The sequence below is a fragment of the Microcoleus sp. AT3-D2 genome, from assembly GCF_036705715.1.
In the GTDB taxonomy this organism is placed as follows: Bacteria; Cyanobacteriota; Cyanobacteriia; order Cyanobacteriales; family Microcoleaceae; genus Microcoleus.
Window position 1 is genome coordinate 1 of record NZ_JAUBVE010000050.1, and the last position, 21,941, is coordinate 21,941.

Genomic DNA, 21,941 nt, shown 5'->3' on the forward strand with positions numbered 1-21,941 from the left:
CTTCCTTCTTCCTTCTTCCTTCTTCCTTCTTCCTTCTTCCTTCTTCCTTCTTCCTTCTTCCTTCTTCCTTCTTCCTTTCCTCAATCAATCTCAAATTACGCACTAACAAATGGCTCGTTATTCTCGACTGCAAAAACTCGGCTCTTATATGCGCCCGCACTGGAAACCGACATTCTGGGGCATTTTTTCGCTGTTAATTGTCAATGCTGTGGGCGTTTACATTCCCCTGCTGATTCGGAATTCAGTTGACACTCTCCAAGTGGCGACAAAATTTGACGAAGTTTTCAACTTCGTGGCACTAATTCTGATTCTCGCCTCAATTATGTGGGTAATTCGGATGGTGTCGCGGATTCTGCTGTTTGGCGTGGGGCGTCAAGTAGAATTTGACCTCAAACAGCAAATTTTTAACCATTTATTAACATTAGAACCGTCTTATTTTGCCGCTAATACGGTAGGGGATTTAATTAACCGCGCTACTTCCGATTTGGACAATATTCGGCGCTTGGTGGGGTTTGCGGTGCTGAGTTTGGCGAATACGGCATTTGCCTATGCTTTGACTTTACCGGTGATGCTGGGGATTAATGTAAAGCTGACACTGTTTGCGATCGCCGTTTATCCTTTAATGCTGGTTTTGGTGCAGTTATTTAGCGACAAACTTCGCATCCAACAGTTAGCCGTGCAAGAGGAATTGTCGGCGATGAGCGATTTGATTCAGGAGGATATGAGCGGGATTTCCGTAATTAAAATCTACGCTCAAGAAGAGAACGAACGCCGAGCTTTTCGTAATTCCAACGCACAGTTGCTATCAGCAAATTTGGAATTAGCAAAAACTAGAAACTTTATTTTTCCGCTGCTGGGCGGTTTGGCAAGTATCAGTTTGTTGGTGCTGCTTTCTGCTGGTGGCGGGGCAATTGCTAATGGTCAAATTAGCATTGGCGATTTTGTGGCGTTGCTGATTTATGTCGAGCGTTTGGTGTTTCCGACGGCGCTGTTGGGTTTCACAATTACTGCTTATCAGCGGGGAGAAGTGAGTGTCGATCGCATCGAATCAATTCTGACTGTGGAACCGCAAATTAAGGATGCTCCCGATGCAGTTGAACTTGCAACTCCAGTCAAAGGCGAAATTGCGGCTCGCCATCTAAATTATACTTATCCGGGCGCTAAGACACCCGCGCTTAAAAATGTTGATTTTACCATAAAACCGGGAGAAACTGTCGCAGTTGTTGGGGCGATCGGGTCGGGAAAATCAACTTTAGCTAATGCACTGCCACGCTTGCTAGATATCGATCCGGGCGAGTTATTTGTAGACGGACAGGATATTACCAAGGTAAAATTGACCGAATTGCGCGGGGCGATCGCCTACGTTCCGCAAGAAAGTTTTCTGTTCGGCACTACCATCAAGAATAACATCCGCTACGGAAACCCTTTAGCGGAACAGCCGGAGATTGAAGCCGCGGCAAAACAAGCGCAAATTCACGCCGAAATCCTCAACTTTCCGCAGCAGTACAAAACAGTTGTTGGCGAGCGCGGCATTACTTTATCCGGCGGACAGCGGCAGCGGACGGCACTTGCTCGCGCTTTGTTAGTTGACGCCCCGGTGTTAATTTTGGATGACGCTCTTTCTAGCGTTGACAATCAAACTGCTACCGACATTTTGCAAAACTTGGCAACGGGAACCGATCGCAAAACAGTAATTTTTATCTCCCATCAAATGTCAGCGGCGGCTACTGCCGATCGCATTTTTGTGATGGAGAGAGGAGAAATAGTTCAGAGTGGCACTCACGTTGAATTGGTAGGGCAAACAGGGCTTTATCAGTATTTGTGGAACCAGCAAAAATTAGAGGAATTGCTGCATTGACAAGTGACAGATACTTTGAGTTATACCAAATCCGGTAGCCTCGGAATTAATATTACCCACAGCTTTCGACACCGTGAGTGTCCCGTGTCCCTACAATTAATCCGCGTAGGGAGACGGCACTGCCGTGTCCTCTATATAATTCCGGTGCAACCGGAAACGATATCAGAGGATTTTTGGGATCAAGGAGCAACCAAATTTCTTCCCTCCCGATTTTAATTAGCTACATTACTGAAGGGAATTTCTTCTGGTTGTTGAAACAATTTAATTGATTGCAGACTATCTGAAGCAGCATCCCAAAGAATGAATTTGAAGCAGTCAGGAATATCGCGAATTGTCAGGGCTTTTGAATTAGCCAGCAGGTGAATATTAGCATTGTGACAAGCTTGAAGATTATAGTTAGGTATTCGCTCAGAGAGATGATGAATATTGTGGTAAGCAATATCAGCAGAAAACCAATTGAGAATAGTCGGTAATTTTAAGTAACTACTGCCTTCAATTGCGCCGAGAAGATAGTCCCAACCTTCGGCTTTATGAGCGTAGGAACCGTCAAAATTATGCTGAACAAAGAAAATACAGATAAATATCGCTGCTGAACAGGTCATGACAATTGAGTAAACACTCCAGAAAAAGCCAAACCCCAGTAAGTTGCTCAGATAAATCCAGCTACCAATAACACAAATATTGTTGAACAGTAAATCCCAAAACTCAGCCGTCGTATACCAATGTTTGGATTTATAAGAAGCAATAATTGCAGATAAACCCATGCCAAAATCTTGATTGAGACAAGCAAAAATATGTCGAATAAAACCCGTAATTCCCAATAGCAGCGCGAGTCTTGGCTTAATAATTAGATAGAAAAAACCACCGGGAAACAGCATCAAGGGGTGTCTGAGTAATTGATACATCTTTTGACTAAAGGGGCTTAGCGCCGCAAATTTTTCGGTGGATATCAACGCCGAAGGGCCTCGGTACATATCCCAATTACCATTATGTTTGTGGTGATAAGCGTGTCCCCTCGACCAGGGGTACTGAGGAATCGCATTGATGATACCTAGCAGAAAACCCATAATGCGATTGACTTTTTTGGAACTAAAAAGAGAATAGTGTCCGCAATCGTGCATCAAAGAGAAACAACGTCCTGAAAAAAGTGTCATCAACACCATTATCGGCGGCAGCAGGAATACAGAAATGGCAGCAGCTTTAAAGGCTAAAAACCATAAAAATGTATAAGGAATCACTGTATTGAGTATTTGGCAACTAGCTTTCAAGTTGTTGCTTTTCATATAAGGAGCTAGCACAAAATCCGACTTTTCGATCGCGCTTTTCATTCAGTATATCTATGGTGTGTGGATAAGTGCTTAGGTTAGCATCAGGATAGGATGGCTATTTGTGGCATTGTTTTGTTGCAGGCAATTGGGTTAATTGCGGTTGAAATTCAACCCCTGCTTTACAAACCTGCTGATAATATTGAGTTCATTAGCTCCTCTTTTGGGTTGTCTCGGCAAGCTGAAATTCATCCCAGCGTTGACGTACTTAATCATAGCTGAGATATTGCACCATTCTCAACTAGCCTTTTATTGGCGGGCTAGAAGAGCCCAACCCCTACTCCCCACAATAAAATCACTCTTCGCTTCACAGGCCTTTCGGGCCTGTGAAGCGAGAATGGTGCAAGATGTAAGTCATAACAAACGGCAGGAGTAATTGCTAATCGTTGCAGTAAATCGATTTCTATTTGACCGTCACCGATTAGCAGAATAATAATTTCTTTGGTGGAATTGTAGAACCCAATGATTTGAAGCAAATTTGAGATAGCGGATAGCTCTATTGACCGTAGTTGCAGATAATCTGTTACCGATAATTCAGTTAAAAATTGCAAGTGATGCGGATCGCCATTCGGTGATGTATGCCGCTATTTTTGCTTGCATCGTCTGTGCCACACTTTACCGTTGCGGGCTCTACCCTAACTCGATCGCACGCTCAAAAGTTGGGCTACTCGCGAAAACGTTTTATTGGCGGGCTATAGGGGCGATCGACAAACAGCCCGCCCCGGAAACCAAAGCTGACACAACATCCAGAACCGCAGAGGATTTTGGCTAAACTCCTTGAGAAGAGAATTTGAGGAGCGATCGCAATTGCCTGCGTTTTTTGTGCTCGGAGATAGCTCGGATTTGCTACAATCTAATCGCACACGCCACAAGAAGGGATTATGACCGAACTATTAGATGAGACGCTTTCTATTGAAATGGCCGCTCGCATCAAAAGCAACCGTAAAAACTGCTTTGACAACGCTTGTAAAGCAGCGTTAGCCACCGAGGGCGCGATTTATGTTCAAGGCTTTTTAGCTGTGCCGGGAGTGCCATATAAACCCATCGAATATAGCTGGATTGAACTCGACGAGCGAATTGTTGACCCAACATTTCCCCATCTCGGTTTCATCGCTCAAGACATTCATTACTTCCCAGTCCAGCGCTTCAGCGTCAAGAAACTCAAAGCAATCCTAGAAGAATCAAAAGAAGATTATCCTGAAGACGACCCGCTGCCGATTTATGGCAATCAACCTTATGAATATTACGGCGATTTGATGTTAGGCGGTAGCGATTACCAAAATGCTTACGATTTGGCTGCCGCTAAATGCAGGGAATTAAACCAACCCAAAAAACAGGATGCCAACTAATTCAATATTTACCAAAAAATGGTTGGATGCGCCTATTATAGCAGTAAGGTACGCTGCACCCTACGTATAGAGGTTCAAGTACGTGCTGAAGCTTCAAACCTCGAATAATGAAAAGCAGCCAATAACGGATCTAACTTTTGCTCCCACATCAAATCCGCCAACAATTTAGCCGTCACCGGAGCCAACAAAATGCCATTGCGGTAATGCCCCGTAGCCCATGTCAAATTCTCCCAAGCACTAGCACCCAAAATCGGCAACTCATCAGGAGTAGCTGGCCGAAATCCCCACCAAAACTCCAGAATCGGATAATTTTTTAATTCGGGATATAACTTAATCGCTCCTGCTAGCAAACTTTGGATTCCCGCAGGCGTATTTCCCGGCGTGAAATCCACATTTTCGCTAGTTGCACCAATAATAATTCTGCCATCTTGACGCGGCACAATATAAATCCCAGTCCCGAATAGAACGGTTTGCAGGGACTGGATAACTCCACAATCTTCTGGTACACATACTGACAGCATTTGTCCCTTTCTTGGAAAAACAGGAACATTCAATAACTGCTCAGACCAAGCACCCGCAGCCAAAACATAACGGTCGGCTTGCAATTTTCCTGCTGTTGTTTCAATGCCAACAACTCGATTTCCCTGCCGAATAATTTCTCCTACATTGCCTTGAATAATCTCAATCTGCAATTCTTTAGTTGCGGCCTGAAGCGTCCGAAATAAAGCGCGGTTGTCAACTTGAGCGTCGTCAGGATACCACCAACCGCCAATTACTTCTTGACCTAATCCAAACTGGTGCTGTCGAACAGTATCTCTGTCCAACCATTGATAATTAAGGTTTGACGAAAACGGCTTTTCTTGAGGCTCATTTTGACAAACTGGTGCGAGAATTCCCGATCGCCAATATCCCGTTTTCAATCCGGTAATATCTTCTAGCCGTTCCACCCAGGCAGGATACAGTGCGCGGCTTTGCAAGCACAAATCCAGCATCGGACTGGGGGGAATTCGTTCGGCTTGCGGGGCCAGCATTCCAGCAGCAGCCCGGGCCGTCGGTTGTTTAGAATCGGCGGTGATAACCGCGACAGATGCGCCTCGCAATTTCAGTTCTACTGCTAGCGAAAGACCAATTATTCCGCCGCCAATAATCAGAATATCTTTAGATGAATTCATTAACTTTTATATGGACTTTCTGGCTTTTTTGACCTCTCAGGTTTCTTTATGGTAAGGTGCCCCGTGTGCACCTTACAGTTAGAATTCTTGCACAAGTCTTACAGATTATCTGGCAAGGCGATCGTCCTATCTGCCTTCCTTAACAAAAAATCTATGCTTGGGGTTTCCAGACAGTTTCAGAACCTTGACCCCAGAAACCGTCATACTTTGTCACTTTAATATCGCCTAAAACCTTGGTTTGGCAGGACAAACGGCGATTGGAGGCGGGAGAATGGGGAGGAACCGAAAGTCGGGCTTTTTCGCGCCACTGGGGCTCGGAAACTTCGCCCTCGACAGTGACGGCGCAGGTGCCGCAAGTGCCGAGGCCGTGGCAGTTGATGACTTTGGCGTTGCCGTTGTAGAGATCGATGCCGTTTTTGAGCAATACTTCACGGAGATTCGCTCCGCGATCGCACTCAAATGTTTTTCCTTGCGCTTGTACCTTGACCACAGCAATTTACCCCAGTTAGATTTATGTTAATTTTCCTATATATTATCGCATTAAATTCCAATAAATTCATCTAATATGGTAACTGATATATTACCAATTTCTCATCGCAATTTCCCATGACAAATCGGCTCTGGATCTACGATACCACGCTGCGAGACGGTGCTCAGTGCGAGGGACTCTCCTTATCTCTCGAAGACAAACTGCGAATTGCTCGACAGTTAGACAGTTTAGGAATTCCCTTTATTGAAGGCGGCTGGCCGGGGGCTAATCCTAAAGACGTACAATTTTTTTGGCGTCTCAAAGAACAGCCCCTAACTCAAGCAGAAGTTGTAGCTTTTTGTTCGACTAGGCGGCCGGGAACTACGGCAGCTAATGATGAAATGTTGCAGGCTATTTTGTCCGCCGGTACTCGTTGGGTGACGTTGTTTGGCAAGTCGTGGGATTTGCACGTTATTGAAAGTTTGAAGACAACGCTAGAAGAAAATCTGGCGATGATTCGAGATACAATTGAATATTTGCGGAGTCAGGGAAGGCGCGTTATTTACGATGCCGAACACTGGTTTGACGGCTACAAACACAATCGAGATTATGCTATTAAAACTTTAGAAGTAGCCGCCGATGCCGGTGCAGAATGGCTAGTGCTTTGCGATACTAACGGCGGTACTTTACCTCATGAAGTCAGTCAGGTTGTTCGCGATGTTTTAGAAGCTTTAGGAACCAATCGCGAAAAATCTTTACAATTAGGAATTCACACTCACAACGACTCGGGAGTTGCGGTTGCTAATGCTTTGGCTGCTGTGCGGGAAGGAGTGAGGATGGTACAGGGAACTATTAACGGTTACGGCGAACGCTGCGGAAATGCCGATTTATGTTCCTTAATTCCTAATTTTCAGCTAAAGTTGGGTCAGAATTGCATTGAAGACGAGCAATTAGTTAGATTAACTCAAGTAAGTCGCTCGATTAGTGAAATTGTCAATCTTGCTCCCGATGATCATGCTCCTTTTGTCGGCCTTTCGGCTTTTGCTCACAAAGGCGGAATCCACGTATCGGCTGTTGAGAAAAATCCGTTAACTTACGAACATTTGGAACCGGAAAAAATTGGCAACAGGCGGCGAATTGTGATTTCGGATCAAGCGGGTTTGAGCAATGTTTTGGCGAAGGCGCGCACTTTTGGCATGGAGCTCGATCGCAAAAATCCTGCTTGCCGCCAAATTTTGGAAAAATTGAAAGATTTGGAAAGTCAGGGATATCAATTTGAGGGTGCAGAAGCTTCTTTTGAATTGTTAATGCGAGAGGCTTTGGGAAAGCGCAAGCATTTATTTGAAATCAAAGGTTTTCAAGTTCACTGCGATAAAGGTAGGGAGGAAACAGTTAATTCTTTAGCAACGGTGAAGGTGACTGTTAACGGTCAAGATATTCTGGAATGCGCGGAAGGAAACGGGCCTGTTTCGGCACTTGATGCGGCTTTGCGGAAGGCTTTGCGGAATTTTTATCCGGCAATTACTGATTTTAACTTAACAGATTATAAGGTGCGGATTCTGGACGGATGTGCGGGAACTTCTGCTAAAACTCGCGTGTTGGTTGAGTTTAGCAACGGTCAAGACCGCTGGACGACTGTTGGGGTTTCTGGTAATATTTTGGATGCTTCTTATCAAGCGGTTGTTGAGGGTTTGGAGTATGGTTTGGTGTTGGGAGATAGGGAGGCGATCGTTTTAACTGTTTCGAGTTATTAGGTTGACGGCAAAGAGAAGTTGCCTGAATATCGATGTTTACATAGATATCAGGCGATTTCAAGATAGAGTTAGCCAATTTAAAAAGGGTGAAACCTGAGATTTTGCATCATTCTTAATAAGGATTTTATGGGCTGTGAGTTATCCTAGTTGTTTAACCCAATTCATAATTGTTGTATGATGTACCCCTTTGACTCTTTCAATCTCCCTAAAACCCATGCCATTAACATACATTTTTAGGCATTCATCTTTCACTTCTTGGGCATAACCTCTGTGCGGTTGATAGCAGTCTATAAATTGTCTACCACAGGTAACACACAGGTAGTTCTGCTTACCTTTTTTACGCCCATTTTTATTGATATGAGTTGACTTACATTCAGGACATTTCATAGAATATGACTTGTGTTAAATTGTTTTTTGTGAATTGCTCTCAGCATCAATTCTATCTTAATTCAGCAACGCCGATTATTTAATAATGTGGTGCGTGATGGCACAATCATTTTGGCTATTTATGCTAACTCTGTATGAGGAGTTTCATCCCTCATACAGAGTTACCAGTCTCTTTCAATTGCCCATTCTAGCTAAGACTACTTTTTCACCTCATTATCATTACCTTCCCCAACTATCGATCGCATTCCTTCGAGCGTAGCGGGAATGCTGCGCGGGTCCATAAACATCACCTTGGTGCTGTCGCTGGTGCCAATTTTTAGACCCATATCCAGATAGTTTTGAGCTAACAAAAATTGTAAAGCTTCCCGGGCAGTGGGGTCATTTTGCAGAGTTTTGGCGATTATTTGCAAGGCCTCAGAAGTAGCTTGAGCTTTCAAAACCTGGCTTTGGCGTTCTGCTTGAGCTTTCAAGACGATCGCCTTTTGTTGAGCTTCCGCTTCCAAAATAGTCGCTTTTTGGCGCGCTTCTGCATCCAAAACTTGCGCTTCTGCTTTACCTTTGGCGCTGTTAACTGCTGACTCGCGTTCTCCCTCGGAAGTCAGAATTGCCGCCCGCTTCCGTCGATCGGCTGCCATCTGCAATTCCATCGATTCCTGTACAGTTTTAGAAGGGACTATATCGCGCAATTCTACCCGCGTTACTTTCACTCCCCAAGGATCGGTAACAAGATCTAAATCTCTGAGCAATATTTCATTAATTTGAGAACGAGCAGTAAAGGTTTGTTCGAGATCCAGTTGACCCATTTCGGCGCGAATTTGAGTCAGCACCATATTTACCATTGCTGACTGGAGATTTTCTACTTTGTAACAGGCTTTTTCCAAGTCTACAATGCGCCAGTAAACCACAGCATCAACGGTGATGGAAACGTTATCGCGGGTAATACAAGCTTGCGGGGGAACATCTAAGACTTTTTCCCGAATGGTTTGCTCGTACACGACGCGATCGAGAAACGGCTTGACAAAATTCAAACCGGGTTCCAGTCTCCTGCCACTGTATTTACCTAAAGTTTCCACCAGCGCTTCATTTCCCTGATTGATAATCTTGACGGAACCTGCAAGGGCTGAGCCGCCCAGTGCTAAAAATACAAGTAAAAAAAATTGTTCCACGGTCGCCTCCTATAAATATTGAGTGTTGACTGTTAAATGTTGACTAAAGACTGATGACTAACTACTAATTGTCTGTGATTAATTACGCATTTTGTTTAAGAATGCAAGAGATTTTCTGGCAAAACTATCAGAGTAGTGCCTTTTCGTCCCACGACAATTACGTTTTGGTTGGGGGGGATAGTGGCCTTCGTGTCTTCGCAGCGAGCTTGCCAAGAATTCCCCTCATAAATGACTCGGCCGGCTTCTCCGGGGGGAATTTCTGTTAAAGTTTTTGCTTCCTGAGAATCTGCGATCGCCCTTGCCGTGCCTTTTGGTATCAACCGCCGAGACAGCAGCACAAAAACGGTCGAAAATACCATCCACAGGAATATTTGTAAATTAACGTAAGGTAGAACTAGAGAGCATCCAGCTACGGCGAAGGCGCTCAGTCCCATCATAAAAGCGACAAAAGCAGTCGGGAGAAATAGCTCTGCCAAACAGAGCAAAGACCCAGCTATCAGCCAAAGGAGCGTCGGAGTCAAGATCATAAAAAGAATAGGTGATACTATTTAGATCTTAGATTGGAAATTTATGATTTAAGAAATGCAAACAACTGACTATGCAAGGGTTTGCCACTTGCAAGCCCTCAGAGCGATTTTTCGCGCAGCGGTACCAGGTTGAGGCTTCCATCGTACTCCAAGTCAGAGTTTAGTAACTTAGATTACAATTTTAGCCGGTGCAGACTGGCAGAAACTACAATTTCTAGGGGCCCAAAGGCAGTTAAGAAATTGATAGGGCCTAAAATCAGTTTATTCTCAAGCTCATGAATTTGGGCTTGCGAATCATATATCTTCAGAATGTTTTTACACAAACTATTTCGATATGATCAGCAGTTTCTCCGAACCCATTTATTGCCCGAATCTTAGCTGTCCAGATCCCCGCAATACCTTTGGCCGCCAGCACTGTGCAGCGTGCGAAACCGATTTAATTTATCGCTATGTGTGGGTGGTGGGGCAAGCAGCCGAGGAAGTGCCGACGGGGAAGGTAATAGCCGATCGATACTTTGTCATTGCACCCCAAATCTGGCTCGACAGCCGTCCAGCTTTGCCTCCGAGCGTCCCGGAACAACTGCCGGATACGATTATGCCTTACCTGCATTTGTATCCCCAACGGCTGCATACGCCGGAAGTATACGGTTATTGTGCCTTGGGGGAAGCACCGGAAGCGGCAGAGGTGCTGTTGTTGGAAAATGTGCCAATCAATAATTTCGGCAGCCTGTATCCTTCTATTTTACAAGCTTGGTCTGGGACAACCGCCACGCGCCAAGTTTACTGGCTGTGGCAAATGCTCCAACTGTGGACGCCGCTATCGGAACAGGGAGTCGCTTCGAGTTTGCTGGTGCCGGAAAATTTGCGGGTGGAAGGTTGGCGGGTACGCCTGCTGGAACTGCACCGGGGCAATTTTGTACCGACGCTGCGGGATTTGGGAGATGTGTGGTCAGGTTTGGTGGAATCAGCGCAACCCGAGGTGCAGTCGAAACTCGGAGAGATTTGTCAGTTTATGCGCCGCAGCAGCATGAATTTCGACGCGATCGCCCTGGAACTAAACGATTTACTATTAGAACAAGCCGCTAAATTGCCTCTGCACTTAGAAGTAGTCGGCATGACTGATACCGGGCCACAGCGCTCCCAAAATGAAGACAGTTGCTATCCGGTTGCTGCTGATTTTCAATTTAGCAAAACTTCAGGGGGCGACAAACTAATTCCTTACTTGACAATGGTTTGCGACGGGGTTGGAGGGCACGAAGGAGGAGAAGTTGCCAGTCAATTAGCCGTCCAGTCCCTGAAAGCTTTAATCCAAAATTTGCTCGCAGAAATTGCTGAACAAGAAGAGTTGATGACGCCAACAATGGTCATCAAGCAACTCGAAGAAATAGTCAGAGTTGTGAATAATGTGATTTCTGCTCAAAATAATGAGCAGGGAAAAGAGTTGCGGCAGCGGATGGGGACGACTTTGGTGATGGCCCTCCAGTTGCCTCAAAAAGTGAAAATATCCGAGGATTTGCCCTCGAATAACAGTCACGAACTTTATTTAGTCAATGTTGGAGACAGCCGCGCTTATTGGATTGGCAGAAATTACTGTCACCGGCTGACTGTGGACGACGACGTAGCCTCAAGGGAAGTCCAGCTAGGACATTGTTTATACTGGGAGACTCAACTGCGAGCCGATGCAGGAGCCCTGACTCAAGCTTTGGGCACGCGGGATGCCGATTTCCTGCGCCCGACGATTCAGCGATTTATTATCGAAGAGGAAGGCTTACTGCTGCTGTGTTCCGACGGTTTGAGCGACAACGACTGGGTAGAGCAATCTTGGGAGAATTACGGCCCAGAGGTGCTTGAGGGCAAAATGTCTTTGGAAGCCGCAGTTCAGTCTTGGATTCGTCTCGCCAACGAGAAAAACGGTTATGACAACACCTCCGTGGTGGCGACTCACTGTCGGATGTCGCCGGAGAGATTGGTACTGTTTGATCCGGCGGTGGCGTCAGCGACGGCGTCAGCGCCAGTGTCAGCCTCGGTGTCGCTGCCGCCTTCCCTCGCGGCATCCCTCCAGAAGTCCGGGAGGATTCCAGAATCTCAGCTTTCAGAATCGTCCAAACAGTTGTTGTACCCCGAAACTTCCCCCGCCCCGGAACCCGTTCAAAAACGGCGCTCCAAGCTGCCGCTGCCCCTACTGGCTGTGTTGGGGCTGATATTAGCCGGCGGCGGTTTAGGTTTGTGGGTGCAAAGCCTCCAAAGCCCCCAGCCAGATCCCGCACAAGTTCCCCCGCCGGAAACTCCCGCCCCGATTCCTTCGGAGACTCCCTCGCCCGGGGCCGAGAGTCCCTCGCCGTCGCCCGAATCGACTCCTGCTGAAATTCCGCCGCCCGATAGCGAGAGTCTCTCGCCGGCGCCCGAATCGACTCCTGCGGAAATTCCGCCGCCTGAAGAAGCGGAAACTCCTTTGCCATCAGCGGAGTAAGGGAGAGTCTCTCGCCGTCGCCCGAATCGACTTTTGAGCATACAAAACAATGCTTCGAGAGTTGAGCTAAGCTGTGGCGGCATTTAAATTGTATGTCAAAAAAAATTAAAGTCTTGTGGGTTGGGCATCCCGCCCGTCCTGAAGATACAATTTAAATGCGCGACAGCTTATCTACTATAGCAATCCGATTTGAGCCTCACAACACAACGCCCTCTTGTCTTCCTAGACTTCTTGTATAGCAAGACTTTCAGATTTTACAGATATAGAAAATCACTTAGGATTGCTATATCCAAATTCGGGAAAACTTTCCCAGTGTAAATGGAATGATTTCTGGTAGAGGTCGTTGATTTACAGCATATTCCATGTAGATGTAGATCGCGATCAACCGGGTTTTTTGAACAGAATCAGTAAGGATGCGAGAACTTTAAAGAAACCTGGTTAGGAGTGTGTACTTCATAAACCTGGAATACGCTGTATATAAATCACACTTCACAGGGGAGCATCTCACTTTTGCAGCCCAGCTAGAAATTAAAGTTTTGAGGCAGAAGGAAGGAGCCAGAAGAAGTGTTTTTACAAATATGAGATGCTCCATCACAGTTAATAATTTTTTATCATAGTCCGCTTGCAGAAACAAGATGGCTAAAAAGTCAGTCATCGCTACAAAAAGCAGTTTAAAATTCCTAATAATTCCAGTTCAACTAACAATTAGCGATTAAGCTGTGGAGCATTTAAACCAGTAACGAGGCTTGTATGGTGCGTCAGGAGTGAACACTTACGCGCTTATGCGGGAAACACTTCTGTAATGACGCACCCTACTATCGTCTTTTAAATGCCGAACAGCTTAGCAACTAACAACATAAGCTTTTTTTATATTGACGGCGCACAATTTATTAACTATAATTACCAGGTCAAAAATAACAAAAATCTTACGCCTAACAGTTTTTCTCAAATAACCGTTAAACTATTCTAACGTTTGCCCGTACCCAACGTCGCAGGCTCAACCTATATCTGTTAAGGATTCGTCCTGATTCACAGGAGCAAGATTTTAAAATATGCATCTCAGCGAACTGACTCACCCAAACCAATTACACGGCCTCTCGATTCATCAACTCGAACAAATTGCCCGACAAATTCGAGAAAAGCATTTAGAAACTGTAGCCGCTAGCGGCGGTCACCTCGGCCCAGGATTGGGTGTAGTCGAACTGACCTTAGCACTCTACCAAACACTCGACCTCGATCGCGACAAAGTTACTTGGGATGTCGGCCACCAAGCTTATCCTCACAAATTAATCACCGGCCGCTACAACCAATTCCACACCCTACGCCAAAAAGACGGCGTTGCAGGCTATCTCAAGCGCTGCGAGAGCAAATTCGACCACTTCGGCGCAGGCCACGCTTCCACAAGCATTTCCGCAGCGTTAGGAATGGCGATGGCGCGCGACCTCAAGGGGGAAAACTTTAAAACTGTAGCAGTCATCGGCGACGGCGCATTGACTGGTGGCATGGCACTCGAAGCGATTAACCACGCGGGCCATATGCCGAAAACCAATTTGTTAGTTGTGCTCAACGACAACGAGATGTCAATCTCGCCCAACGTCGGCGCAATTACGCGCTATTTGAACAAGATGCGATTGTCGCCACCGGTGCAATTTCTCAAAGATAACTTAGAGGAACAATTCAAACACATTCCCTTTGTCGGCGAAACTTTTACTCCAGAAATGGAACGTCTCAAAGAAGGGATGAAACGCTTGGCCGTCTCGAAAGTTGGAGCAGTAATTGAAGAATTGGGCTTTACTTACATGGGCCCGGTAGATGGACACAATTTGGAAGAGTTAATTACCACTTTCAAACAAGCTCATACTATCCAAGGACCGGTGCTGGTTCACGTTGTGACTGTGAAGGGCAAAGGATATGCGATCGCCGAAAAAGACCAAGTAGGATATCACGCCCAAAATCCTTTTAACTTAGCCACCGGCAAAGGCATTCCCTCCACTAAACCCAAGCCTCCAGCTTACTCGAAAGTCTTTGCCCACGCCCTGGTCAAGCTAGCAGAAGATAATCCCAAAATTGTCGGCATTACCGCTGCAATGGCAACCGGAACCGGTCTGGATAAACTTCAGGAAAAACTGCCGAAACAGTACATTGATGTAGGAATTGCCGAACAACACGCCGTGACTTTATCCGCTGGTTTAGCCTGCGAAGGAATGCGCCCGGTTGTGGCAATTTACTCTACATTTGTGCAGCGAGGCTATGACCAAATAATTCACGATGTTTGCATCCAAAATTTGCCAGTTTTCTTCTGTTTGGATCGAGCTGGCATTGTTGGTGCTGACGGCCCAACTCACCAAGGGATGTACGACATTGCCTTCTTGCGGTGCCTGCCAAATATGGTAGTAATGGCACCAAAAGATGAGGCAGAATTGCAGCGGATGATAGTCACGGGAATCAACCACACAAGCGGCCCGATCACCATGCGTTACCCGCGCGGCAACGGTTACGGCGTGCCTTTGATGGAGGAAGGTTGGGAAGAATTGCCGATCGGCAAAGCCGAAATTCTCCGCAACGGCGACGATTTGCTGATCTTGGGTTACGGTTCAATGGTTTATCCGGCAATGCAAACCGCCCAGATTCTGAGCGAGCACGGTATTGAAGCAACTGTCATCAATGCGCGTTTTGTCAAGCCTTTGGACACCGAACTAATCTTGCCTTTAGCACAGCGAATCGGGCGAGTTGTCACAATGGAAGAAGGCTGTTTGATGGGCGGATTCGGTTCAGCAGTAGCCGAATCTTTGCTCGACAATAATGTCCTCGTGCCAGTGATGCGGTTGGGTGTACCCGATACATTGGTAGATCATGCAACGCCTGAACAATCATTTGCCAGTTTGGGATTAAATCCGTCGCAAATGTGCGATCGCATTTTGGCAACATTCAGCCGCAAACAGTCGCCCGTCAGCGTGTAAATATCTAGAATCGGGAGCTAAGATCGCCTCCGGTCGATATAAGGTTTGTAGTGAGGGCTTTAGTCCTCACTACAAAATGTTTTGAGTGCGGGCGAAGCGAAGCGCGTTATTGAAATAAAGAAAATATTTTGTTATACTGTAAACACCGTACTAATTTTAGGTTAGAGGTTTCCCACTGAAAAAACACCGTCAGCCATACATTCTTATTTTGACAGATGGTGGTCAATTTGACTGCCTCTTAAACTATAAAACCCTGACATCGGGAGTTTAAACATTATCCAGCCGGATTATTGGGTGCAAGCGATCGAAAAAACCTCACGCAGATGTCGGAAAACTTTCTCCGGGTGAGGTTTACAATCAATTACCACACAATTTTTGACGGCGACTTATGATGAAATTTCCTGGATACCAAATTCTGGCACAAATCTACGAAAGTGCTAATTCCGCAGTCTATCGAGCTAGCCGAGAACAGGACGATCGGGCAGTTATCCTCAAGGTACTCAAAGAAGACTATCCTACACCTGCGGAACTCACTCGATACAAACAGGAATATGAAATCACTTGCAACTTAGATATAGAGGGGATAGTTAAGACTTATGGATTAGAACCATATCAAAGAACATTAGTCATCATCCTTGAGGATTTTGGTGCATTGTCATTGAGACAACGGCTCGACAGTCATATTGAGTCAAATTCTAACTTTTCTATCCCTGAATTTCTCAAAATAGCCATCAAAATCACTGAAATTTTAGGTCAAATTCACAGCAGCAATATTATCCACAAAGATATCAACCCCTCAAATATCGTCTTCAATCCAGAAACGGGAATTCTCAAAATCATCGACTTTGGCATTTCCACTCAGTTAAGCCGCCAAAATCCTACCCTAAAAAATCCCAATGTTTTAGAAGGGACTTTAGCCTATATGTCGCCGGAGCAAACGGGACGGATGAACCGTTCCCTAGATTACCGCACGGATTTTTACTCCCTCGGCGTCACCTTCTACGAACTACTTACCGGCAAGCTACCATTTGATTCTGCTGATGCGCTCTCATTGGTGCATTGTCATCTTGCTAAAGTGCCGGTATCGCCTCGTGAGATTAATTCAGAAATTCCCAAAGCGGTTTCAGATATTGTGATGAAACTGATGGCAAAAACTGCAGAGGAGCGGTATCAAAGTGCTTGGGGACTCAAAAGTGATTTGGAGAATTGTCTATCTCAGTTACAGAAAACAGGAAATATATATTGCTTCTCCCTCGCATCCAATGATATTTCTGATAAGTTTCAAATTCCCCAAAAACTTTACGGACGCGAGGCAGAAATTGAAGCTTTACTAACAGCATTTGAGCGAGTAGCAGCAGGGGGCGGACGATCCCCCCAACCCTCCGAAGATCGGGGGAATTCGGAAAATTTGCCCGGAGAAGAGAATACCGCAGCATCCTCTGGCTCCCCCCAAGGGGACGGAGGGAGGATCTCCGAGGGGTACGAGAGAGGAATCGAAATGATGTTGGTAGCGGGTTATTCCGGTATCGGAAAATCATCCCTAGTTGCCGAAATTCATAAACCAAATACTCGACTGCGCGGCTATTTCACACAAGGGAAATTTGACCAATTTCAGCGGAATATTCCCTACTCAGCTATTGTCAGCGCCTTTAAGGGATTAGTGCGACAACTTTTATCCGAAAACTCTTCACAGCTTGCCCAATGGCGAGAAAAACTTCTAGCAGCATTGGGTGCTAACGGTCAAGTCATTATTGACGTAATTCCCGAAGTAGAACTGATTGTCGGCAAGCAGCAGCCCGTGCCTGAGTTAGGACCAACCGAGTCGCAAAATCGCTTTAATCTCGTCTTTGGTAAGTTCATCCGAGCATTTTGTACCAAAGAGCATCCTTTGGTTATTTTTCTGGACGATTTGCAGTGGGCAGACTCTGCTACGCTCAAGTTAATAGAACGGATGATGGTGGATAATGAGACGCAATATCTCTTCCTAATTGGGGCGTATCGGGATAACGAAGTCAACCCGGCTCATCCTTTAATGATGATGCTTGATGGGCTGCGTAACCGGGGAGCAACTATCAACTTTATTACCTTAGCACCGTTAGAACTAGAGCATATTAGTTGCCTGATTGCTGATACGTTGCACAGTAATAATAATTCGGTAAAACCTTTAGCAGAACTGGTTCAGCGGAAAACAATTGGCAATCCATTCTTTGCCAATCAATTTCTGAAAACCCTGCACGCAGAAAAATTAATAACTTTTGATTTTCAGCGTCACGTCTTCGTGTGGGATATTTCAAACATTGAGGCACAGGACATTACTGATAATGTAGTGGAGTTGATGATTGGCAACTTGAAGAAACTGCCAGAATCCACACAGCAAGTTTTACGCTTGGCAGCTTGTGTCGGGGCTTATTTCGACTTAGATACTATTTCTATTGTCTGTGAAAAATCAAAAGAGGAAATTTTTCCCGACCTAGTGATGGCAATTCAGTCAGGGTTAATCCTGCCTACATCCGACTTAGATACAGAACTGTTAATTCAAGATTACAAGTTCCTGCACGATCGAGTTCAACAAGCAGGGTATGCCTTGATTGATGAAGCGCAAAAGACAGCAGTTCACTTACAAATTGGTCGGCTACTGTTGCAGAATACAGATGCGAAATCCCTATCAGAGGAGATATTTGAAATCGTCGATAACCTCAATCTAGGCGTCGAACTTGTGACCGATAGATCCGAACGAGATAAAATTGCCAAACTAAATTTGATGGCAGGCAAAAAAGCTAAAGCTGCAACAGCGTATGTGGCAGCCGTTGACTATTTGAATACAGGACTAAACCTACTAAATGTAGATAGTTGGCAGAGTAACTATGACTTAACTTTAGCGCTACACGAAGAAGCCGCAGAAGCAGCATATCTCAATGGCGACTTTCCAAAAATGGAACAACTGGCAGAAGAAGTACTAAATTGTGCTAAAACTGTGCTGGATAAAGTAAAAGTTTATGATGTAAAAATTCAATCTGCTGGTGCACAAAGTAACATAAAAGAAGGAATTAAAATTAGCCTTATCGCACTGACACAATTAGGGATAAGCTTACCAGAAGATCCGAGCCAGTGGGATGTTCAAAGAGGACTCGAAACAACGGCTTCACTCGTTGCCGATCAAGACATTGAAGATTTAATTAACCTACCTTTAATGATTGAACCGGAGAAGCAGGAAGCCCTACTTATCTTTTCGAGTATAGTTGCTAGTACTATTGCATCTGTGCCAGCACTGTTTATACTTATGATATGCGAACAGGTGAATTTATCTATCAGATATGGTAATTCACGTTGGTCTGCATTTGCTTATGCTTGTTACGGATTAATTTTGTGTGGGGTAGTTCAAGACATTGATTCTGGTTATAGTTTTGGTAGATTGAGTTTAAAGTTAGTTGAGTTGCTAGATATCAAGGACATCAAGTGTAAGACATTGCAGGTGTTTGGAGGCTTCATAATCCATTGGAAAGAGCATTTCAAGGAAACACTGCCTATTCTGATTGATGCTTATCAAAGCGGGATGGAAATGGGAGAATTTGAATATGCTGGCTACTCTGCATTTTTCAATGGATCTCATTCATATTTTATCGGTCACGAACTTACTGAGCTAGAACAAAAAATATCGACCTATAGTAAAGCCATTAGTCAAATAAGGCGGGAAAGACCATTTAATTGGAGCGCAACATTTTTGCAGGCAGTTCGTAACTTACTGGGTCAGGAAGAAAACCCCACTCTATTAAATGGTGATGCTTACAATGAAGAGCTAGCACTCCCCCTTGCCATTGAAATAAATGATAGAACAGAGTTGCACTACTTATATCTAAATAAGATTATCCTCTGTTATTTATTTGATGATTATCGTCAAGCTGCACAAAATGCTGTTTTGGCAGAACAGTATTTGGATAATGTGACAGCAATGATGGCTGTGTCGCTTTTCCATTTCTATGATTCTCTAGCTCATTTGAGCGTATTTACGAAGGCTTTAAATTCTGAAAAAGAAGCTTTGCTTAATCGGATTGATACTAACCAAGAAAAGATGCAAAGATGGGCGCATCATGCTCCGATGAATTTTTTGCATAAATTTTATCTAGTCGAAGCCGAAAAAGCGCGGGTTTTGGGTCAAGTCCTTGAAGCTGAAGAATTTTATGAACGAGCTATATCTGGTGCTAAGGAAAATGAATATATCCAGGAAGAAGCATTAGCTTATGAATTAGCCGCCAAGTTTTATCTAGAGCGTGGCAGGACAAAGATTGCCCAAACTTATATGAAAGAGGCACACTACGCCTACACACGTTGGGGAGCCAAAGCCAAGGTCGAGGATTTGGAAGCAAAATACCCGCAGTTACTTCCCAAATCATCTGCCACCAGAAGCATTACCTCTACCTCCACGACAACTATCAAGTCCACAAGTGGTAGTCAGTCAGGTGAAGCGTTAGATTTCGCCAGCGTCATGAAAGCCTCCCAAGCCATTTCCGCTGAAATTCTGCTCGATAAGTTACTTGCCAGCTTGATGAAGATTCTCATCGAAAATGCTGGGGCGCAAACAGGCTTTCTGATTTTGGACAAAGCAGGGCAATGGGTGATCGAAGCCTCTGGGGAGGTGGATTCCGATCGCATCAACGTATTGCAGTCAATCCCCATTGACAACCGCTTACCCGCATCGATCGTCAACTATGTTGCCCGTACCAGAGAAACAGTTGTCAAGAACGATGCGGCAAATCAAGGCAAATTTACACTTGACCCATACATCAAAGCGAATAAAACCAAATCTATCTTATGTGCGCCGCTGATTAATCAAGGTCAACTGGGCGGCATTGTCTATCTGGAAAATAATCTCACCACAGAAGCCTTTACCCCCGACAGATTGGAAATTATCCAACTATTATCGGGACAAGCCGCGATCGCGATCGCCAATGCCAAACTCTACGCCGAAGTTAAAGAAAGCGAAGGACGGTTGACTCAATTCCTAGAAGCAATGCCTGTGGGTGTCGCTATCCACTCACCAACAGGACAACTCCACTATGCCAACCAGACAGCACAACAGTTACTCGGCCTCAACATAGCACCAGAATCCCAAACCGAGCAAATAGCCAAAGCATATCAAATTTATCGTGCCGGCACCCAGGATTTGTACCCCACTGACCAACTGCCGATCGTGCGTTCCCTAGCCGGTGAAGCTGCCAAAGCTGACGATTTAGAACTTCACCAACCAGATAAGATACTTCCCTTAGAAGTTTCCACCACGCCAATTTTTGATGATACAGGCAAGATTGCCTATGCGATCGCCGCTTTCTTCGATATCAGCGATCGCAAACAGGCTCAGAAAATTCTCGAAAACTACAACCGAACTTTAGAACATCAAGTTGCCGATCGCACTCGAGAATTGCAAAACACCCTCGACACTCTCCAAACCACTCAAAATGAGCTAATTCAATCGGAAAAAATGGCTGCCCTCGGACAACTGGTGGCCGGGGTAGCCCATGAAATTAACACGCCTTTGGGAGCAATTCGCGCCGCGATCGGCAACACGGATAAAGCCTTAGAAGCCTCGTTGTTTCAACTGCCCCAACTGTTGCCCCAACTCACCGAGCAACAGCAAGCCGACTTTTTCAGCGTCCTCAAACAAGCTCTGAGCAATCAATCCAGCCTCAGTACCCGCGAAAAACGCCAAATTAAACGGACGCTGACTCAACAGCTTGAATCTGATAACATTGCCAATGCCAAACAACTGGCTCACCTGCTAACAGAAGGAGGAATACATCAAAGTTTTGACTCTCAACTGTCTTTGCTGCAAACGCCCCAAGCCAACCAAATCGTGCAAATTGCCTACGATATTGCCCGCCTGCAAGCCAACAGCCAAAACATTAACAACGCCGTCGAACGAGCTTCAAAAATAGTCTTCGCCCTCAAGAGCTACGCTCGTTACGACCACACTGGGGAAAAACGATCTGTCCCGATTACTGACAACATTGAAACCGTGCTCGAATTGTATCACAATTATCTAAAGAAAGGTGTCGAGGTCACTCGTCACTATCAACCCGTTCCAGAGATTCCTTGCTATCCCGACGAACTGGTGCAAGTGTGGACAAACTTAATTCACAATTCAGTTCAAGCTATGGATGGCAAAGGGACACTGGAAATCGGCGTGCATCAGAAAGAGCAAAATATTGTAGTAGAACTCACAGACTCAGGTTGTGGGATTTCTCCAGATATTCAAGAGCGAATTTTTCAACCTTTCTTCACTACCAAACCAGCAGGAGAAGGGAGCGGTTTAGGGCTGGATATTGTCAGAAAGATCGTGGAAAAACATCAGGGAACAATTACCTTTGCATCTGTCTGTGGCAAAACTACCTTCACGGTGACGCTGCCTATGGGGTAATATAGATGACAAAATCAATGATTTTTTTAAGCTCGTTTTTGACGGGCATTTCATATCATATCCAGTCGATTGACCGTAACAAAAGAGGTTTG

At 45.2% G+C, this 21,941-nt stretch carries 12 protein-coding genes and 1 pseudogene; 7 read left to right on the forward strand and 6 right to left on the reverse strand.

Annotated features, from left to right (window positions below):
* The first annotated feature begins 109 nt into the window (after positions 1–109).
* A complete protein-coding gene (locus QUB44_RS19645; RefSeq protein WP_333369980.1) occupies positions 110–1,858 on the forward strand; it encodes an ABC transporter ATP-binding protein in 1,749 nt (582 codons plus the stop codon).
* 212 nt (positions 1,859–2,070) lie between these two features.
* Here the strand turns inward: QUB44_RS19645 and QUB44_RS19650 are convergent, their stop codons facing one another.
* Positions 2,071–3,186 (reverse strand): fatty acid desaturase, encoded by a 1,116-nt coding sequence (locus QUB44_RS19650; protein ID WP_333369982.1) that lies wholly within the window; start codon positions 3,184–3,186, stop codon positions 2,071–2,073.
* 496 nt (positions 3,187–3,682) lie between these two features.
* On the opposite strand from QUB44_RS19650, the gene QUB44_RS19655 reads away from it, so the two are divergent.
* Positions 3,683–3,955 carry a hypothetical protein gene (locus tag QUB44_RS19655; RefSeq protein ID WP_333369984.1) on the forward strand — a complete coding sequence of 91 codons (273 nt, stop codon included), beginning with the start codon at positions 3,683–3,685 and terminating at the stop codon, positions 3,953–3,955.
* A gap of 109 nt (positions 3,956–4,064) precedes the next feature.
* Entirely contained in the window at positions 4,065–4,532 is a 468-nt protein-coding gene (locus QUB44_RS19660) for a hypothetical protein (RefSeq protein WP_190734193.1), read from the forward strand.
* 74 nt (positions 4,533–4,606) lie between these two features.
* Here QUB44_RS19660 and thiO read toward each other — a convergent pair whose 3' ends face one another.
* A complete protein-coding gene (thiO, locus tag QUB44_RS19665) occupies positions 4,607–5,704 on the reverse strand; it encodes a glycine oxidase ThiO (RefSeq protein WP_333369986.1) in 1,098 nt (365 codons plus the stop codon).
* 151 nt (positions 5,705–5,855) lie between these two features.
* Positions 5,856–6,194 (reverse strand): 2Fe-2S iron-sulfur cluster-binding protein, encoded by a 339-nt coding sequence (locus QUB44_RS19670; RefSeq protein WP_333107358.1) that lies wholly within the window; start codon positions 6,192–6,194, stop codon positions 5,856–5,858.
* 116 nt (positions 6,195–6,310) lie between these two features.
* On the opposite strand from QUB44_RS19670, the gene cimA reads away from it, so the two are divergent.
* Positions 6,311–7,927: a citramalate synthase gene (gene cimA, locus QUB44_RS19675; protein ID WP_333369988.1), complete on the forward strand. Its 1,617-nt coding sequence runs from the start codon at positions 6,311–6,313 to the stop codon at positions 7,925–7,927.
* A 141-nt stretch (positions 7,928–8,068) separates the two neighbouring features.
* Here the strand turns inward: cimA and QUB44_RS19680 are convergent.
* The 3 genes and pseudogenes from QUB44_RS19680 to QUB44_RS19690 form a co-directional block, all read right to left on the reverse strand.
* A pseudogene (locus QUB44_RS19680) lies at positions 8,069–8,314 on the reverse strand (IS1/IS1595 family N-terminal zinc-binding domain-containing protein); the annotation flags it as partial.
* Between the two features lie 197 nt (positions 8,315–8,511).
* Positions 8,512–9,480 carry an SPFH domain-containing protein gene (locus QUB44_RS19685; RefSeq protein ID WP_333369990.1) on the reverse strand — a complete coding sequence of 323 codons (969 nt, stop codon included), beginning with the start codon at positions 9,478–9,480 and terminating at the stop codon, positions 8,512–8,514.
* Positions 9,481–9,575: 95 nt separating this feature from the next.
* Complete coding sequence (locus QUB44_RS19690; RefSeq protein WP_333051437.1) at positions 9,576–10,007, reverse strand: NfeD family protein; 432 nt, start codon at positions 10,005–10,007, stop codon at positions 9,576–9,578.
* Between the two features lie 334 nt (positions 10,008–10,341).
* Between QUB44_RS19690 and QUB44_RS19695 the strand changes: the two genes are divergently transcribed.
* From QUB44_RS19695 to QUB44_RS19705, 3 genes are all read left to right on the forward strand, one after another.
* Positions 10,342–12,477: a protein phosphatase 2C domain-containing protein gene (locus QUB44_RS19695; RefSeq protein ID WP_333369992.1), complete on the forward strand. Its 2,136-nt coding sequence runs from the start codon at positions 10,342–10,344 to the stop codon at positions 12,475–12,477.
* A 1,052-nt stretch (positions 12,478–13,529) separates the two neighbouring features.
* Positions 13,530–15,437: a 1-deoxy-D-xylulose-5-phosphate synthase gene (dxs, locus tag QUB44_RS19700; protein ID WP_333369994.1), complete on the forward strand. Its 1,908-nt coding sequence runs from the start codon at positions 13,530–13,532 to the stop codon at positions 15,435–15,437.
* Positions 15,438–15,825: 388 nt separating this feature from the next.
* Positions 15,826–21,849 carry an AAA family ATPase gene (locus QUB44_RS19705; protein WP_333369997.1) on the forward strand — a complete coding sequence of 2,008 codons (6,024 nt, stop codon included), beginning with the start codon at positions 15,826–15,828 and terminating at the stop codon, positions 21,847–21,849.
* Positions 21,850–21,941: the final 92 nt, after the last annotated feature.

Excerpts from the sequence above, each read along its gene's own strand:
- QUB44_RS19645 (WP_333369980.1), top strand. The coding sequence starts at position 110 with ATGGCTCGTTATTCTCGACTGCAAAAACTCGGCTCTTATATGCGCCCG.
- QUB44_RS19650 (WP_333369982.1), bottom strand. The coding sequence starts at position 3,186 with ATGAAAAGCGCGATCGAAAAGTCGGATTTTGTGCTAGCTCCTTATATG.
- QUB44_RS19660 (WP_190734193.1), top strand. The coding sequence starts at position 4,065 with ATGACCGAACTATTAGATGAGACGCTTTCTATTGAAATGGCCGCTCGC.
- thiO (WP_333369986.1), bottom strand. The coding sequence starts at position 5,704 with ATGAATTCATCTAAAGATATTCTGATTATTGGCGGCGGAATAATTGGT.
- cimA (WP_333369988.1), top strand. The coding sequence starts at position 6,311 with ATGACAAATCGGCTCTGGATCTACGATACCACGCTGCGAGACGGTGCT.
- QUB44_RS19690 (WP_333051437.1), bottom strand. The coding sequence starts at position 10,007 with ATGATCTTGACTCCGACGCTCCTTTGGCTGATAGCTGGGTCTTTGCTC.
- QUB44_RS19695 (WP_333369992.1), top strand. The coding sequence starts at position 10,342 with ATGATCAGCAGTTTCTCCGAACCCATTTATTGCCCGAATCTTAGCTGT.
- dxs (WP_333369994.1), top strand. The coding sequence starts at position 13,530 with ATGCATCTCAGCGAACTGACTCACCCAAACCAATTACACGGCCTCTCG.
- QUB44_RS19705 (WP_333369997.1), top strand. The coding sequence starts at position 15,826 with ATGATGAAATTTCCTGGATACCAAATTCTGGCACAAATCTACGAAAGT.